This is a genomic window from Gammaproteobacteria bacterium (assembly GCA_028819075.1).
GTDB lineage: Bacteria > Gemmatimonadota > Gemmatimonadetes > Longimicrobiales > Gaopeijiaceae > BD2-11.
Genome location: JAPPMM010000049.1, coordinates 55,322 through 70,004, shown reverse-complemented (window position 1 = coordinate 70,004; position 14,683 = coordinate 55,322). Strand labels below are relative to the sequence as shown.

13 protein-coding genes are annotated in these 14,683 nt (G+C 69.6%); 9 read left to right on the top strand and 4 right to left on the bottom strand.

From position 1 onward, the window contains the following. Window positions 1–47: 47 nt before the first annotated feature. A complete protein-coding gene (locus OXU32_13430) occupies window positions 48–989 on the bottom strand; it encodes a 2-dehydropantoate 2-reductase (GenBank protein ID MDE0074954.1) in 942 nt (313 codons plus the stop codon). Window positions 990–1,174: 185 nt separating this feature from the next. Here OXU32_13430 and OXU32_13425 point away from each other — a divergent pair, with 185 nt between their 5' ends. After that, a complete protein-coding gene (locus OXU32_13425; protein MDE0074953.1) occupies window positions 1,175–2,596 on the top strand; it encodes a class II fumarate hydratase in 1,422 nt (473 codons plus the stop codon). A 62-nt stretch (window positions 2,597–2,658) separates the two neighbouring features. Here the strand turns inward: OXU32_13425 and OXU32_13420 are convergent, their stop codons facing one another. Both OXU32_13420 and OXU32_13415 read right to left on the bottom strand, forming a co-directional pair. Beyond that, on the bottom strand, window positions 2,659–3,366 hold the full coding sequence (locus tag OXU32_13420; GenBank protein ID MDE0074952.1) for a thioredoxin domain-containing protein: 708 nt from the start codon (window positions 3,364–3,366) through the stop codon (window positions 2,659–2,661). 3 nt (window positions 3,367–3,369) lie between these two features. Next, on the bottom strand, window positions 3,370–3,741 hold the full coding sequence (locus OXU32_13415; GenBank protein ID MDE0074951.1) for a hypothetical protein: 372 nt from the start codon (window positions 3,739–3,741) through the stop codon (window positions 3,370–3,372). A 269-nt stretch (window positions 3,742–4,010) separates the two neighbouring features. Here OXU32_13415 and OXU32_13410 point away from each other — a divergent pair, with 269 nt between their 5' ends. The 7 genes from OXU32_13410 (at window position 4,011) to holA (ending at window position 11,440) form a co-directional block, all read left to right on the top strand. Then, window positions 4,011–5,228 (top strand): 2,3-bisphosphoglycerate-independent phosphoglycerate mutase, encoded by a 1,218-nt coding sequence (locus OXU32_13410; protein MDE0074950.1) that lies wholly within the window; start codon window positions 4,011–4,013, stop codon window positions 5,226–5,228. A 31-nt stretch (window positions 5,229–5,259) separates the two neighbouring features. Then, complete coding sequence (locus OXU32_13405) at window positions 5,260–6,531, top strand: pitrilysin family protein (GenBank protein ID MDE0074949.1); 1,272 nt, start codon at window positions 5,260–5,262, stop codon at window positions 6,529–6,531. Then, entirely contained in the window at window positions 6,528–7,883 is a 1,356-nt protein-coding gene (locus tag OXU32_13400) for a pitrilysin family protein (GenBank protein MDE0074948.1), read from the top strand. The genes OXU32_13405 and OXU32_13400 overlap by 4 nt, the downstream gene beginning before the upstream one ends. A 232-nt stretch (window positions 7,884–8,115) precedes the next feature. Then, the gene (locus OXU32_13395) at window positions 8,116–8,856 is read left to right on the top strand and encodes an NUDIX hydrolase (protein ID MDE0074947.1); all 741 of its coding nucleotides are present in this window, start codon (window positions 8,116–8,118) and stop codon (window positions 8,854–8,856) included. A gap of 76 nt (window positions 8,857–8,932) precedes the next feature. Then, window positions 8,933–9,574, top strand: coding sequence for a sigma-70 family RNA polymerase sigma factor (locus OXU32_13390; protein ID MDE0074946.1), 642 nt, complete (start codon window positions 8,933–8,935; stop codon window positions 9,572–9,574). Between the two features lie 278 nt (window positions 9,575–9,852). Further along, on the top strand, window positions 9,853–10,356 hold the full coding sequence (locus OXU32_13385) for a hypothetical protein (protein MDE0074945.1): 504 nt from the start codon (window positions 9,853–9,855) through the stop codon (window positions 10,354–10,356). 25 nt (window positions 10,357–10,381) lie between these two features. Continuing rightward, on the top strand, window positions 10,382–11,440 hold the full coding sequence (holA, locus tag OXU32_13380) for a DNA polymerase III subunit delta (protein ID MDE0074944.1): 1,059 nt from the start codon (window positions 10,382–10,384) through the stop codon (window positions 11,438–11,440). A gap of 9 nt (window positions 11,441–11,449) precedes the next feature. Here holA and OXU32_13375 read toward each other — a convergent pair whose 3' ends face one another. Continuing rightward, window positions 11,450–11,860, bottom strand: a complete 411-nt coding sequence (locus OXU32_13375) for a c-type cytochrome (GenBank protein MDE0074943.1) — start codon at window positions 11,858–11,860, stop codon at window positions 11,450–11,452. Window positions 11,861–12,057: 197 nt separating this feature from the next. Here OXU32_13375 and mutS point away from each other — a divergent pair, with 197 nt between their 5' ends. Beyond that, the gene (gene mutS / locus OXU32_13370) at window positions 12,058–14,664 is read left to right on the top strand and encodes a DNA mismatch repair protein MutS (GenBank protein ID MDE0074942.1); all 2,607 of its coding nucleotides are present in this window, start codon (window positions 12,058–12,060) and stop codon (window positions 14,662–14,664) included. Window positions 14,665–14,683: the final 19 nt, after the last annotated feature.

The window sequence follows — 14,683 nt, the reverse complement described above, 5'->3', positions numbered from 1 at the left end:
ATTGACCCGAGGGGGGCGCTGCTAAACGTGCATCGCGGGTCGATCGCCTACCGCCCCGTCCCTTCTCCGCGCGCGGCAAGCTCGGACGGAAGCAGGGCCGCGTGCATGAACTGGTGGATCGGAGTGGCCACCCCGCACTCGCGACCCAGCCGGACCACTGCGCCGCTCAGCTGCTCCAGCTCGGAGGGCCGGCCGCCCGCGATGTCGCGATGCATCGAGGGGATCGAGTCTGGCGGGAGGCCGTCGAAGAAGGCCAGCGCATCCGCAATTACGCCATCCGGCAGGCGTATCCCGCGGGCCGCGGCCACCGCGGCGGTTTCCTCCATCGCGCGGCGCAGGAGTTCACGGGCGGGCGGGGTGGCGCGCACGGCACCAAGGGGCATCCGCGCCACCGAACAGACGCCGCTCACGGGGGCCATGAGGAGAAGCTTGTGCCAGAGCTCGGCCTCGATGTCGCCCGAGACCACGACGGACATCCCGGGAGCTCGCTCCAGCGCTTCCGCCAGACGGTCGCAGCGGCCGGTCCGGCGCCCGTCCCGCTCTCCCATCACGATCACCGGGTCGATGCCGGTGTGCCGGATGCGGCCGGGCTCGACCAGCTCGCACAGGATGCGGGTCAGGCCGCCGGCCACCGCTTCGGCCGGCAGCGACCGGTCCAGCTGGGTGGCCGCCTCCACGCCGTTCTGGAGCGGGACCACGACCGTGCCGCCCCCCACCAGCGGCCGTAGCGCCCGCCCGGCCGCCCCGACCTGCCAGGTCTTGGTGGTGACCAGCACGGCGTCCGCCTGCCCGAGCGACGCGGGGTCATTGGTGGCGGCGACGCGCTCCAGACGTGCATCGCCGCAGATGCTCTCCACGCGCAGGCCGTCCGACCGCAATGCCGCCAACTGACGTCCACGCGCGACGAAGACCACCTCCTCGCCCGCCTGGGCCAGCCGCGCCCCGTAGTACCCGCCGACAGCGCCGGCTCCGTAGATGATGATGCGCATCAGCAGCTCTCCGAGTCAGACTCGAAAGACATCGTTGTGCGGCGGGGCGCCGCCATCCGGGCGAAGGTGGCCACGCAAGCTACAGGCAGCCACACCCGCGCACCCGTCCTTTCCCGCGCCGGGACAATTATCTTGGAGGCGCGAAAAGGAAAGCCATGCATCCCCAACATCCGGAGGTTCCCGGCATGTCCAACCGGTTTCGCGTCGAGCGTGATTCGCTAGGCGAAGTTCACGTTCCCGCCGATGCCCTCTACGGGGCTCAGACGCAGCGCGCCTTCGAGAACTTCCCCATCAGCGGCCAACGGTTCGGGCGCCGCTTCATCCAGGCGCTGGGGCTGATCAAGAAATCCGCCGCGCGGGTCAACCGCGAACTGGGATACCTGGACGGCCACACGGCGCGGGCGATCGCCGAGGCCGCCATCGAGGTCGCGCGCGGCGACCGAGACGGCGAATTCGTGCTCGACGTCTACCAGACCGGCTCCGGGACATCCTCGAACATGAACGCCAACGAGGTGATTGCGGCGCTGGCCAACCGCATCCTGGAAACCTCCGAAGACTCCGGCGTGCATCGCAGCGACCGCGTGCATCCCAACGACCACGTCAACTTCGGCCAGTCCTCCAACGACGTCATCCCGACGGCGATCCACGTCTCGGCGCGCACCGCGATCGAGGAGGAGCTGATTCCCGCGCTCGAACACCTGCGGGAGCTGCTGGCGGCCAGGGCGGAGGCCTTCGACGGCGTGCTCAAGTCCGGCCGCACCCACCTGATGGACGCCACCCCGGTGCGGCTGGGCCAGGAGTTCGGCGGCTACGCGATGCAGGTCACGCGCGCCATCGAGCGCCTGCGACACGCCTCAACGGAACTGGCCGAGCTGGCGCTGGGCGGCACGGCCACCGGAACCGGCATCAATACCCACCCCGACTTCGCACGCCTCACCATCGAGCATCTCTCCCGGGAGACCGGCCTCGCGTTTCGCGAAGCGGAAGACCACTTCGCGGCGCAGGGCTCGCAGGATGCCTGCGTGAGCGCCTCCGGAGCCCTGAACTCCGCGGCATCCGGCCTGATGAAGATCGCCGACGACATCCGCTGGCTCTCATCGGGCCCGACTTCGGGCATTCACGAGATCCGGCTTCCCGCCGTGCAGCCGGGGAGTTCCATCATGCCCGGCAAGGTGAACCCGGTCATGTCGGAGGCGCTGATGATGGTCGCGGCGCGCGTCGCCGGGAACCACACTACGGTCACCATCGCCGGAAGCCGCGGCAACTTCGAGCTGAACGTCATGCTGCCGGTCATCGCCCACTCCCTGCTCGAGTCGATCACGCTGCTCGCGGGGGCGAGCCGCGCCTTCGCGGATCGGTGTGTCGCGGGCATCGAGGCCAACGAACGGCGGGCGCGCGAACTGCTCGACCGGAACCCCGCGATCGCGACCGCGCTCAACCCCTACATCGGCTACGACGCGGCCGCCGGGGTGGCCAAGGAGGCCGCCCGCGAGGGCCGGGCGGTGCGCGACGTCGTGCGCTCGAGGGGGTTGCTCGACGAAGAGACGCTGGAGGAGGCGCTGGATGTGCGCGCAATGACCGAGCCGGGGTTGCCGGCGAAGGAATAGCCAACTGCGCGCGGTACTTCCCGAAGAAGTAGACCGGAATTGGCTAAACTAACTGGACTAAGCTAATCTCCGGGCCCCGACAGGCGAGTCACGGCTTCCTCGAAGGAGGAGATTCCTTCCTCGCCGGTGAGCTTGACCTCTCCGGTCAGTTCCCCGCCCCGGTTGACCACGAACGTGGGCGTCCCCTCGACGGACAGCACCTGGGCCAGGTTCATGTCGCTCAGGATGAGGGGCGCGACCGTGTCGCGGATGAGGCAGGCCTGGAAATCCTCCAGCGGGAGGTTGATGTCGGCCGCGAACTGGAGGAAGACGGGAATCGGGTCCTGCAGCGGCTGCCACACGCTCTGGTTCATGTACAGACGGTGCTGCATCGCCTCGAAGCCCTGCCGGTCGTTCAGACCACCCGCGCACAGGGCAGCCTCGGCCGCGTGAAACCCGCGCATGAGACGGGCCAGCGGAAACATGCGCACCACGAAGTTCGCCCTCCCCGTGTCGACGAGGTTCGTCTTCAGCGAATCGGTGCGCAGAATGTAGAAGGACCGGCAGGTGGGACAGCCGAAGTCGATGAACTCGTCGATGCGGGCCAAGGTGGAGTCCACCATGTAGATGCGCGAATTGTCGGCGCGCTCCAGGAAGTCGACGTCCGCCACGCTGAGCGCGAGCCCGGCGGGAAGCTCCTGCTGCAGCCCGCTGGCGGACATGGGGATCGCCGCCGCGAGGGCGAGCGCCGCAATCGTCGCCCGCCCGGCACGCTGATGTGCCTTTCTCATGGTTCAGCGACCTCTGGGGATCAGGCGAACGTAGCCGGCCTGGATCAGGAGATCGAACATTTCACCGGCAGTGACCGCCAACTCCTGGGTGCGGTAGTTGCCGCCTCCCAGCATATCGATTTCGAAGCCGATGGTGGGCAGCCTCCACTCGCGCGTGAACCGCTGGCGCGTCTTGCCGGAAACGTTACCCAGCCGGGTGCGTCCGCCGCCGGTGGAGATGTAGATGCGGGCGTCGTTGAAGTCGAGGTTGTCGACAAAGATGGTGATATCCCGCGATGGCTCGCCGCCGATGCCGGGCGGCGGTCGCTGTCCCGCGCAGCCGGCAGCCAGCAACGTCGCCAGCACACAGAAAGCGAAAAGGGGTCGAGTCGTCATGATGCGTCCTCCCGCGGGGACCGGGCCGGCTGGTGGCCGGGGGTCCGTGGTTCCTGCCTTTGTACATTGTATCGCGAGCGGCGCGCGCTTGCTACCGAAACGGGCGCTGGCGAGCGGGTCCGTCCCCGTCGCGCCCGGGACGGGGTTGCCCGCGTGCGGTTCGCTGATGAACCTGGTTCACGGGCTGGACGGCGCGCGCGCGGTGGGCAGACGGTCAGTCAATCATCTCCGAGGTTCAGGATGCCGATGACGGACGGAGGGCGGGCGGCGTGAGCAGGGTGACGCGGTTTCCGGACGACCTGGTGGAGCGCATGCCGGGTAGCGAAGCGATCACCCTGATCGTGGTTGACGGGGTCGGCGGGCTCCCCCACCCCGCCACCGGCCTGACCGAACTGGAGTCGGCGACCACGCCCAACCTGGATGCGATGGCCGCGGAGAGCTCGCTGGGCATGCACGTCCCGGTCGCGCCCGGGGTCACGCCCGGGAGCGGCCCCGCCCACCTCGCCCTGTTCGGGTACGACCCCGCCCGCCACCTGATCGGACGCGGCGTGCTGGCCGCGCTGGGGGTCGGGATTCGCCTGCGCGAGGGGGATGTGGCGGCCCGGCTCAACCTGGCCACCCTGGACGGGCGGGGCCGCGTGACCGACCGCCGCGCGGGTCGCCCCGGCAACCCGGACGGCCGGCGGCTGGTGCGCCGGTTGCAGGACGGCGTGACCGCGCCTCCAGGGGTGGACCTCCACTTCCAGCACGTCATGGAGCATCGCGCCGTGATGGTGCTGCGCGGCGACGGTCTCGGCGCGGAGGTATCCGACACCGACCCGCAGCGGACCGGCATTCCACCCCGGCCTCCCCGCGCGCCCGAGGGGGACGCGGCGTCGGCGCGCACCGCCCGGATCGCCGACCAGATTCTCGCGCGGGCGGCGGAGGTGCTGGCGACCGAGCCTGTCGCCAACGGCCTTCTCGCCCGCGGGTTCGCCGAATATCGCGCGCCGGCGGGCTTTTCCCGGCGGTATGGGCTCAAGGCGGTGGCGGTGGCGCGCTATCCCATGTACCGGGGGGCGGCCGGTCTCGTCGGGATGGAGCTGGCCGGAACCCCGGCCTCGGATGAGGAAGCGGTGGAACTGATGCAGGGGACCGCCGGACACGCCGACTTCCGCTTTTTCCACTACAAGGCCACGGATTCCCGAGGGGAGGACGGGGATTTCGAGGGCAAGGTCGCCGCCATCGAGGCGCTGGACCGTCTCCTCCCGGGGCTGGACGACGGCGGCGTGGTGATCGTCACCGGTGATCACAGCACCCCCGCGACCATGGCCGGCCATTCCTGGCACGCGGTGCCGCTCCTGATCCGGTCGCGCTACGCCCGGCCGACCGGGCGCCGCCTAACCGAGAACGCGTGCCGGCGGGGCGATGTGGGCACCATCGCCGCGCGGCATATCATGTCGCTGGCCTTGGCTCACGCCGGGCGGCTGGCGAAGTTCGGCAGCTGAAACCGTCGTCTTCCGCCGCCGGGAAGCACCTGTGATCTCCATCCCCTGCGAAGAGCACCGCCTGGAGAACGGACTCCGGATCGTCCTTTCCCCGGAGCCCTCCGTGCCCATCGTCGCGGTGAACCTCTGGTACGACGTGGGTTCCCGGAACGAAGGCCCGGGGCAGACCGGTCTGGCTCATCTCTTCGAGCACATGATGTTCCAGGGCTCGCGCCACGTGGCCGGCAACCAGCACTTCGAGCTGCTTGAGGGCGTGGGCGGATCGGCCAACGCCTCCACCTGGTTCGACCGGACCAACTACTACGAGACCCTCCCTTCGCACCATCTCGAGCTGGCGCTGTGGCTCGAAGCGGATCGCATGGGCTGGATGCTTCCCGCACTCACCGCCGCGAAGCTCGAGAACCAGCGCGACGTCGTGAAGAACGAGCGCCGCCAGCGCTACGACAACCAGCCCTACGGCGACTGGGATGAGCGCATGCTCGCGATGGTGTATCCACCGGGGCATCCCTATCGCCATCCGGTCATCGGCTCCCTGGAGGACATCGACGGGTTCACGCTCGGTGATCTCGAGTCGTTCTTTCGCGCCTACTACGCCCCCGACAACGCCGTCCTCACACTCTGCGGCGGCTTCGAGGCCGGGCGCGCGCTCGAATGGATCAAGCGCTACTTCGGCGACATTCCTCCGGGAGCCGGGACGCGGATGATTCCCGGGGACGCGGACGCGGAACGCGAGAACCACGTCGATGCCGGCCAGACGGTCGAGGCCGATGTGCCGCTCACGCGGGTCTACGCCGGGATGCGCGTGCCCACCTTCGACGATCCCGCCTTCTACGCCGCCGACGTCGCGGGCGACATTCTGGGACGCGGGCGGGCGTCGCGTCTCCACCGCTCGCTCGTGCTGGAGCGCCGGCTCGCCAAGGATGTCGCGGCACACGTTTTTCCGTTGATGACCGGAGCCGCGATGATGGTGGTTCAGGCCACCGGCAACCTCGGGGTCGATCCCGGGGAGCTGGCGGCGGCCGTCGTCGAGCAGATCGAGGGACTTGGTGCGATCTCGTCCGAGGAAGTCGCCAGGGCCCTGGCCATGGCGGAGACTGCCATCCTGGGGCAACTCGAGGTCGTGGCCCAGCGGGCTGACCTGCTCTCGATGTTTGCGACCCAGTTCGGAGATCCGGCCCGCATCTCCACGGAGATCGATCGCCTGCGCGCGGTGACGCCGGAGGCGGTGCAGACCCTGGTCGAAGAGCGCCTCGAGCCCGGGAACCGGGCGATTCTGACGTACGTGCCGCGGGCATCCGCGTGAGCCCCGAGCGCTTTCCCCCAACGCCGCCGGGGCCGGGACCGGTTGCACCCTTCGCGGTTCCGGCGGTGCACGGCGAGCGTCTCGATTCCGGGCTGGAGGTACGAACCGCGCGCCGGCCCGGGGTTCCCCTGGTGACCGCTCTGTTGGTCATGGATGCGGGCGAGGCGACGGTCGGTGGGCCGCGAGCCGGGCTTGCGGTGCTGTCCGGAAAGGCGCTCCATGGCGGAACCGTCCGCCGCTCGGCGGTGGAGCTGGCTTGCGCGCTCGAGGACATGGGTACGCACCTTGCGACCTCGACCGGCTGGGATTCCACGGTGGTGTCGCTGACCTGCGCCGCCGACCGGTTTCCGCGGGCGCTCCGGCTGCTGTCGGAAGTGGTCCTGACGCCCGGGTATCCGGGTGAAGAGGTGGAGCGCACCCGCGAGCAGCAGCTTGGCGGGATCCGGCAACGCCGGATGTATCCTGCTCAGCTCGCCACTGCCGCCGCCGCGCGCTTCTTCTTCGCCGAAGGCACCACGTATGGACGGCCCATGGCGGGCACGGAAGGGACGGTCGCGGGCCTGGAGCGCGCGCATGTGGCCGACTACGCGGCCAGCCGCTACCGGCCGCAGGGAGCTGCGCTGGTGGTGGCGGGCGATGTCGCGAAGGAGGAAGTGACGGATCTCGCAGCCGACTGTTTCGGCGGCTGGCGGGGCCGGGCTGCTCCCGTCGAGGCAACGGCGGGGGCCCGCTTCGGGGAGCGCCGCATCGTGATCGTCCATCGCCCGGGCGCGGTTCAGTCCGAGCTGCGCATCGGCCATGCCAGCGTACCGCGCAGGACGCCCGATTTCTTCCCGCTGATCGTGCTCAATTCCGTGCTCGGAGGCGCCTTCACCAGTCGTCTCAACCTGAACCTCCGGGAGGACAAGGGCTTCACCTACGGCGTGAGCTCGCGCTTCCTCCTCCGGCGCGCCGGCGGGATGTTCCGCATCGCCACGGCGGTGGCGACCGAAGTCACCGCGGCGGCGGTCCGGGAGGTGCTCGCGGAGACGGAGGCGCTGGTCGCAGGCGGGCCCACGCCCGCCGAACTGCGTGGTGCGCGCGACTACCTGGCGGGCATCTTTCCGCTGCGCATGGAGACCACGGCCCAGGTCGCGTCCGGCATTGCGCGGGTGTTCGTGCACGGCCTCTCGGCCGACTACCTCGCGCACTATCGCGAGCGGGTGCGGGCGGTGGGAGTCGACGACGTCGTGCGCGCGGCCCGCCGTCGGATTCACCCGGACGCCCTCACGGTCGTGGTGGCAGGTGACGCCGACCGGGTGGCGCCGGAACTCGAGTCCTTCGGCCCGGTCGAGGTCCACCACGACTTCTGATCCGCGAATGCACGCCCCCGGCCACAGGGTGATGGCGCCCGGAGGTGGCTGCCGCCGAAACGGGCGGAACACGACCGCGGGGCGCTCCGGGAGACCGCTCCGGGCAACCCCTCGCCGCCGACACTCACCTAAGTGCCCGCAAGGCAGCCGCCTCGTGCGGCCCCTCGGGTGATGCGGGCGGATGCGCTCGCGCCGCCGGCACACGAGGCATGGTGATCTGACGGGAGAAGTCGTGTCGCACGAACCGGAGTTGCAACCATCCGCGTCCGCCGGTCGGGCGGTGTATCCGGGCGGAGACACCGTTCGCCACCCGGGGCCGGACGCGGTCCCGGGACCGGACGGGACGGGCCGCCTGTCGGGCCGCCTCGTGCATGACGGAAGAGTGGTCCACCTGTCCGTCGACCGCGTGCGCTTTCCCGACGGATCGGAGGGCAACCTGGAACTCGTCCGGCACCCCGGCGCCGCCGCAGTGGTGCCCTTCGTGGACCCGCCGGAGTCGCCCGATCCCGTGATTCTGCTGCTTCGGCAGTACCGCTACGCCTCGGGGGGATACCTGTATGAAGTGCCGGCCGGGCTGCCAGCGGGGGCGGACGAGGCCTGGGCGGAGTGCGCGCGGCGGGAACTGGCGGAGGAGACCGGATACGCCGCGGCCCGAATCGACTATCTGACCCGGATCTTCACGACGCCCGGTTTCACCAACGAGGTCATCCACCTGTTCCTGGCAACCGGCCTCTCGGCCGGAGACGCCGCCCGCGATCCGGACGAGTTCATCACCGTGGAGGAGTGCCTCTTCTCTCGCGCCCTGGAGATGGTGCGCAAGGGCGAGATCGTGGACTGCAAGACGGTCGCAGCCCTCTTGTACACTGCCGCCTTCCGCCGAAGCCCGGCCGCGGGCGGCGGCGTCCACCCGGAGGATGACGGCCGTCCTGTCTCGGGGACGCAATTGGGGCCCATGTCCGCGGAGAACCCGTGATTAAGGTGGTACGAAACCTGCATGCAAGAGTGTCCTGTGCTGGGGCACGAGAAGCCACGTCTGGCAGCGGAGCCACATGAATACCGAAAAGAGCTTGGCAATGACGCCCGCGAGGCCGGCCCACGAGACCCGGGACGCCCTCAGAAAACTGGACGACAGCGCCGTCGTGAAGCGGTTTCTGGAAGGGGAGCAGCGAGCCTTCGGAATCCTTGTGGACCGTTACGACAATCGGCTGGTCAACTTCGTCTACCGGACCATTGGCGACCGGGAGCGGGCGCAGGACCTGGTACAGGAGACGTTCATCCGCGTCTACCGTCACCTGCATCGCTTCGATCCTACCAAGAAGTTCTCCACCTGGATCTACACCATCGCCAGCAACCTGGCGAAGAACGAGCTGCGCAACCGCTCGCGAAACCCGCTCGTCTTCTTCCAGACCATCAAGAAGAACTGGGAGGCGGACCACCGGCCGCTGGAATGGGAGGACAACTCCTACAAGCCCGACGACCTGTACCGCAAGCGGCATCTGCGAAAGGTCGTCGAGAAGGCCGTCAGCGAGCTGCCGGAGCATCACCGGGTGGTCTTCGTGCTACGGGAACTCCAGGGGAAGACCTACGAGGAGATCGCCCAGATCACCGCGGTCAACCTGGGTACGGTGAAGAGCCGCCTGAACCGGGCGCGCAACAACTTCGCCCGTATCGTCGCACCCATGCTGGACTGAGCCCGCTCGGAACGCCTCATCCAGTTCGACCTCCCGGACAGCCCGCCCCGACGCCACTCGGGAACCTCGTCCCGCCCCTCCGGTAGCACACGTTCCGCCGCTTCGTGCGGATTCTTCGTGCCGCGAAGCCGGGGGGGAACCCGAGCGTCATACCTCAAGTACAGAATTCGACGGGGATCGGCGGGCCCGCCGGAGCGGGCTCGGTCCGCCCGATCAGGGTTGAGCGGGCACAGGCCCGCAAGAAGAGAGTCGCAAGGATCGCGAGTACAAGAACGGACATGGAATGCAACGGCTTTCTGGAGCGCTTCTCCGAGTTCCATGACGGTGAAGCGACCGATGCGGGCGTGTTCGAGCAGCACATTGCGGAGTGCGCGCGCTGCCGGCGCTACGCGGATACCGTGAAGCGGAGCCTGGTGCTGCTGCGCGCCGTTCCCGGCGTCGTCGTTGGCGAAGATTTCCATCCCCGACTGCAGCATCGCATCTTCCACATCCAGGAGGACCTCGCGCGCCGCCGTGGCGGCGCCTTCTTCACCCGCCTGGGAGTGGCATTCGCCGCAACGATCCTGGTGGCGCTGGCCGTATGGGGACCGGAACTCGTTCGGGAGACACCCGAGGTCGCGCTTCCGCCCATCGTCGTCTCCGAGCCCCCCTCGCAGCGGGCGGCTGCTCCGTCCGCCACCGTACGGTATCGCAGCATTCGCCTCCTGGACCCCGCTCTGGACGGCGACGACCTGTGGACCACCCGCGCGCTGTACGAATACTCGGCCCTCTCCCAGCGCTGACCGGGAATCCACGTCCCGGCAGGCCATGATCCCCGCCACTTACCGGCGCGCGCTCGGCGGGGACGGAGGCGGGGTCTTCTACCTCCACGGCGAGGACGACTTCCGCAAGCGGGAAGCCGCGCGCGAGATCGCCGAGGCGCACCTCGACCCCGCGACCCGCGACTTCAACTTCGATGTCATGTCGGGCCCGGAACTCGACGTGCGCGACTTCGCCTCGGTGCTGGCCACTCCCCCCATGATGGCCGAGTGGCGGGTGGTGCTGGTCCATGGCGCGGAGGCGCTGGCTCCGCTACCGGCGGCGCGCAAGCTCGTGCTCGACATGGCCGCGTCGCCCCCGGAGGGACTGGCTCTGATTCTGACCGCTACCAAGCCGAAGCGGTCCAGGGCACGATTCTACCGGGACGTCGTGCGCGCGGCGCGCTCGCTCGAGTTCCGTTCGGTGCGGGCCAACGACCTGCCCGGCTTCCTGGTCTCATGGTGCCGCGACCGGCACGGCGCGGAGATGAACGAAGACGCCGCGCGCGCACTGGCGGCGGCGGTCGGATCGGACATGGGCGTGCTGGCGCAGGAGATCGCCAAGCTGGTCGCCATGACCCCCGGGGGTCGTCCGATTACGGTGGAGACCGTGGAGGAGGGAGGGATCCGGATCCCCCGCCTCGATCCCTGGCGCTGGTTCGACATGGTGGGGGGACGCGACTTTGCCGCAGCCACGGCCGCCCTCGGCGAGCTCTTCATGCGCGGCGAGTCGGGCGTCTACCTGGTCATGGGCCTGACCACCCACTTCCTCCGCATCGGGCTGGTGCTCGATGGCGGGCTGTCCGGGCTTGAGGCCGCGCTTCCCCCCCACCAGCGCTGGCTCGCGCGCCGCATCCAGGGACAGAGCCGGGGTTGGAACCGCGAGAGCCTTGACGCGGCGCTGCTCGGTCTGCGCCGGGTAGACCGGCTGATGAAGGCCAGCGCCCTGCCCCACCATCATCTCCTGGAGGAATGGCTGCTCGCGCAGCGTACCTCCGCCGGCGAGGCAGGTCGGCCGAGGCCGCTCCGCGCCGGCGTGCGGACGCGGCGCGGAGCGGCCGTCGGGTAGGCACCGCGACTATCCGCGTACGCCCAGGCTCCAGATGAAGGCCGCGAGCGAGCTGACTTCCTCGTCCGACAGGCCCATCCCGCCGCGGGGGAGCATCAGGCCGGGGTATTGCTTCGGCTCGAGCACACCGGCTTCGATGACTTCGATGATGCCGGCGTAGCTGCCGTCCGAGTTGAGCCACACGTCGTCGGCGAGGTTCGGGGCGAGCTGTCCGCCCTTTCCGTTGGCCCCGTGGCACGCGGAGCAGGTGGCCCGGGCGTTGAAGAGGGTCCTCCCTTCGGTAATGGACTCCATGGTGACGCCGTCCGGAGCCGTCCCGGCGTTCAGGGTGGTGCTGACGGCTTCCGGCATCGGGAGGTCGGCGTTGGCGCCTCCGGTTCCGCCGCATGCCGTCGCGGCAGCGATCACAAAAAGTGGCAAGACATGACTCAGCAATGATTTATGTATCATCAGAAACTCCGTTCGAGATTCGGTATCGCCGGGTGTTGGCGACACAACGGATCATACCCCGGGCGAGGGGCGAGGAGCCGGCTCGAAACGGCTGCGCTTCAGCCCGCGGCGCCCCTTCCGGGACGGTGTGCGACACGACAGCTTAAAGCATGCCTCAGGACCACGCCGTGACCCAGGACACACCCCTCATGCGCCAGTGGCGGGCCGTCAAGGCGCGCCACCGCGACGCCCTGGTGTTCATCCGGGTCGGCGACTTCTTCGAGCTCTTCAACGAGGACGCGCGCAAGGGTGCGCGCCTGCTCGGGCTGACCTTGACGACGCGCAACAACGGGGCGGCGCGGCAGGTGCCGCTCGCGGGCGTGCCCGCCAAGGCGCTGGACGACTACCTGCGCAAGCTGGTGAAGCTGGGCTGCCGTGTGACGATCTGCGACCAAGTGGAGGACGCCAGCGCGGCCAAGGGGCTGGTGCGCCGCGAGGTGGTGGAGACCATCACGCCGGGCACGGTGGTTCACGACGAGTTGCTGGAGGCCCGGCGCAACAACTTCCTGGTCGCACTCGCGCCCGCGGGAAGGGAGACGCGCGGTCTGGCGGCCCTCGACCTGTCCACGGGCGAGTTGGTCCTCGAGGTGGTGGGCGAGGAGGCGCTCGCCGCCCGCATGGGTGAGCTGGCGCCGGCCGAGCTGCTGCTGCCAGGCTCTCTCGAACGGGAAGCCCTGCCGGGCGCGCCGCCGGATACGCTGCTCACCCGTCGCGACGACTGGATCTTCGGGGAAGAGGCGGCGCGCGAGGAGGTCCAGCGCGCCTACGGAGTGCTCTCGCTGCAGGGTTTCGGCATCGAGGCGGGCGATACGCCTGCGGTGCGCGCCGCGGGCGCCCTGCTCGCCTACGTCGCCGAGATCCGCCCGGGCGGGGTGGCCCACCTGCAGGCTCCCGCCATGCGCCGTCCCGGCTCGACCATGGTCGTCGACGAAATGACGCGCCGAAACCTGGAGTTGACCGAGCCGCTGCGCCCGGGAGACCAGGGCGCCACGCTCATCTCGGTGCTCGACGACACCGTCACCGCCATGGGCGCCCGCACGCTGCGGAGCTGGCTGCTGGCGCCGCTGCTGGAAGCAGGCGCGATCTGGAAGCGTCAGGAGACGGTGGGGGAGTTCTTCGAACGGTTCGAGGTGCGGCGCGAGGTCCGCGGGGCGCTCTCGGAGGTTGCCGACCTCGAGCGGCTGGCAGGGAAGATCTCGCTCGGCCGGGTCATGCCCCGCGACCTGCTCGCTCTGGCGCGCTCTCTCGACCAGGTCCCACCGGTCCGCCGGGCGCTGGCTACGGCCGAACTCCCCCGACTGCAGGAGCGGGGCGCGGGCCTGGACGCCATGGAGGACGTACGCGAGATGCTCGGTCGGGCCATCGCCCCGGACGCGCCCGCGACGCTGCAGGAAGGCGGCGTGATCAAGCCCGGCTACGACGAGGACCTGGACGCGCTCCGCCAGACCCGCGCCGATGCGCGCACCTCGATCGCGACGCTGCAGGCGCGCGAGCGGGAGCGCACGGGCATCGGCTCGCTGAAGGTCGCCTACAACAAGGTCTTCGGGTACTACCTGGAGGTCACCCGGGCGAACCTGGGCCGGGTCCCGGACGACTACGTGCGCAAGCAGACGCTGGCCAACGCGGAGCGCTTCTTCACCCCCGAGCTGAAGGAGTGGGAAGGCCGCATTCTGGACGCGGAGGACCGGATCGCCACCCTGGAGGCGGAACTGTTCGCGTCGGTGCGGGGCGAGGTGGCCGAGGAGGTTGCGCGGCTGCAGAAACTCGGGCGCGCGCTCGGGCGTCTCGATGCGCTGGCGGGACTCGCGGAGGTGGCGGAGCACCGCGGCTACGTCCGCCCCGAAGTTCATTCCGGCTACGCGGTCGAGGTGCGCGCCGGCCGGCACCCGGTGGTGGAGGCGGTGATGCCCGCCGGCAGCTTCGTCCCCAACGACCTGGTGCTGGACGAAGACGGCCGGGTGGTCGTTCTGACCGGCCCCAACATGGCGGGCAAGAGCACCATCCTGCGCCAGGTCGGGCTCATCCAGCTGCTCGCCCAGATGGGGTCCTTCGTGCCCGCCGACCGGGCAAGGCTGCCGGTCTGCGACCGGGTCTTCACCCGGGTCGGGGCGAGCGACAACCTGGCCCGCGGCCAGTCGACCTTCATGGTCGAAATGAATGAGTCCGCCGCGATCGTCCACGGCGCCACCGCGGACAGCCTGGTGCTGCTGGACGAGATCGGCCGCGGCACCTCCACCTACGACGGGGTCTCCATCGCATGGGCGGTCACCGAGCACCTGCACGAGGTGGTGGGCGCCAAGACCATCTTCGCGACCCACTACCACGAGCTCACCCAGCTGGGCGAGCTGCTTCCCGCGGTGCGCAACCTGAACGTGGCGGTGCGCGAGTCCGGCGAGGACATCGTCTTTCTGCGCCGTCTGGAGGAGGGAGGCGCCGACCGGTCCTACGGAATCCAGGTTGCGCGGCTCGCGGGCATGCCGCCGGCGATCGTGGAGCGGGCAAAGGAACTTCTGGCGGAACTGGAGGGAAGACGTACACGTGACGGAGGGTGTCTCGGGCGCAGGGGCGAACACCGGCCTTCATCGGCCATGGAGCCTGGCCAGCTTTCCCTTTTCGCTGCGGAAGCGGAGCTGTCCGCCCGCCTTCAGGAAATCGATCTCGACAACATGACCCCACTGGAATCCATGACGCTGCTCGCGGATCTGCAGCGTCTTGCGCGCGGCACGCGAGAGTGATGCCGTCGCCGTGCCGGCA

Excerpts from the sequence above, each read along its gene's own strand:
- holA (MDE0074944.1), top strand. The coding sequence starts at position 10,382 with ATGATCCCCGCCACTTACCGGCGCGCGCTCGGCGGGGACGGAGGCGGG.
- OXU32_13430 (MDE0074954.1), bottom strand. The coding sequence starts at position 989 with ATGCGCATCATCATCTACGGAGCCGGCGCTGTCGGCGGGTACTACGGG.
- OXU32_13385 (MDE0074945.1), top strand. The coding sequence starts at position 9,853 with ATGGAATGCAACGGCTTTCTGGAGCGCTTCTCCGAGTTCCATGACGGT.
- OXU32_13420 (MDE0074952.1), bottom strand. The coding sequence starts at position 3,366 with ATGAGAAAGGCACATCAGCGTGCCGGGCGGGCGACGATTGCGGCGCTC.
- OXU32_13415 (MDE0074951.1), bottom strand. The coding sequence starts at position 3,741 with ATGACGACTCGACCCCTTTTCGCTTTCTGTGTGCTGGCGACGTTGCTG.
- OXU32_13425 (MDE0074953.1), top strand. The coding sequence starts at position 1,175 with ATGTCCAACCGGTTTCGCGTCGAGCGTGATTCGCTAGGCGAAGTTCAC.
- OXU32_13390 (MDE0074946.1), top strand. The coding sequence starts at position 8,933 with ATGAATACCGAAAAGAGCTTGGCAATGACGCCCGCGAGGCCGGCCCAC.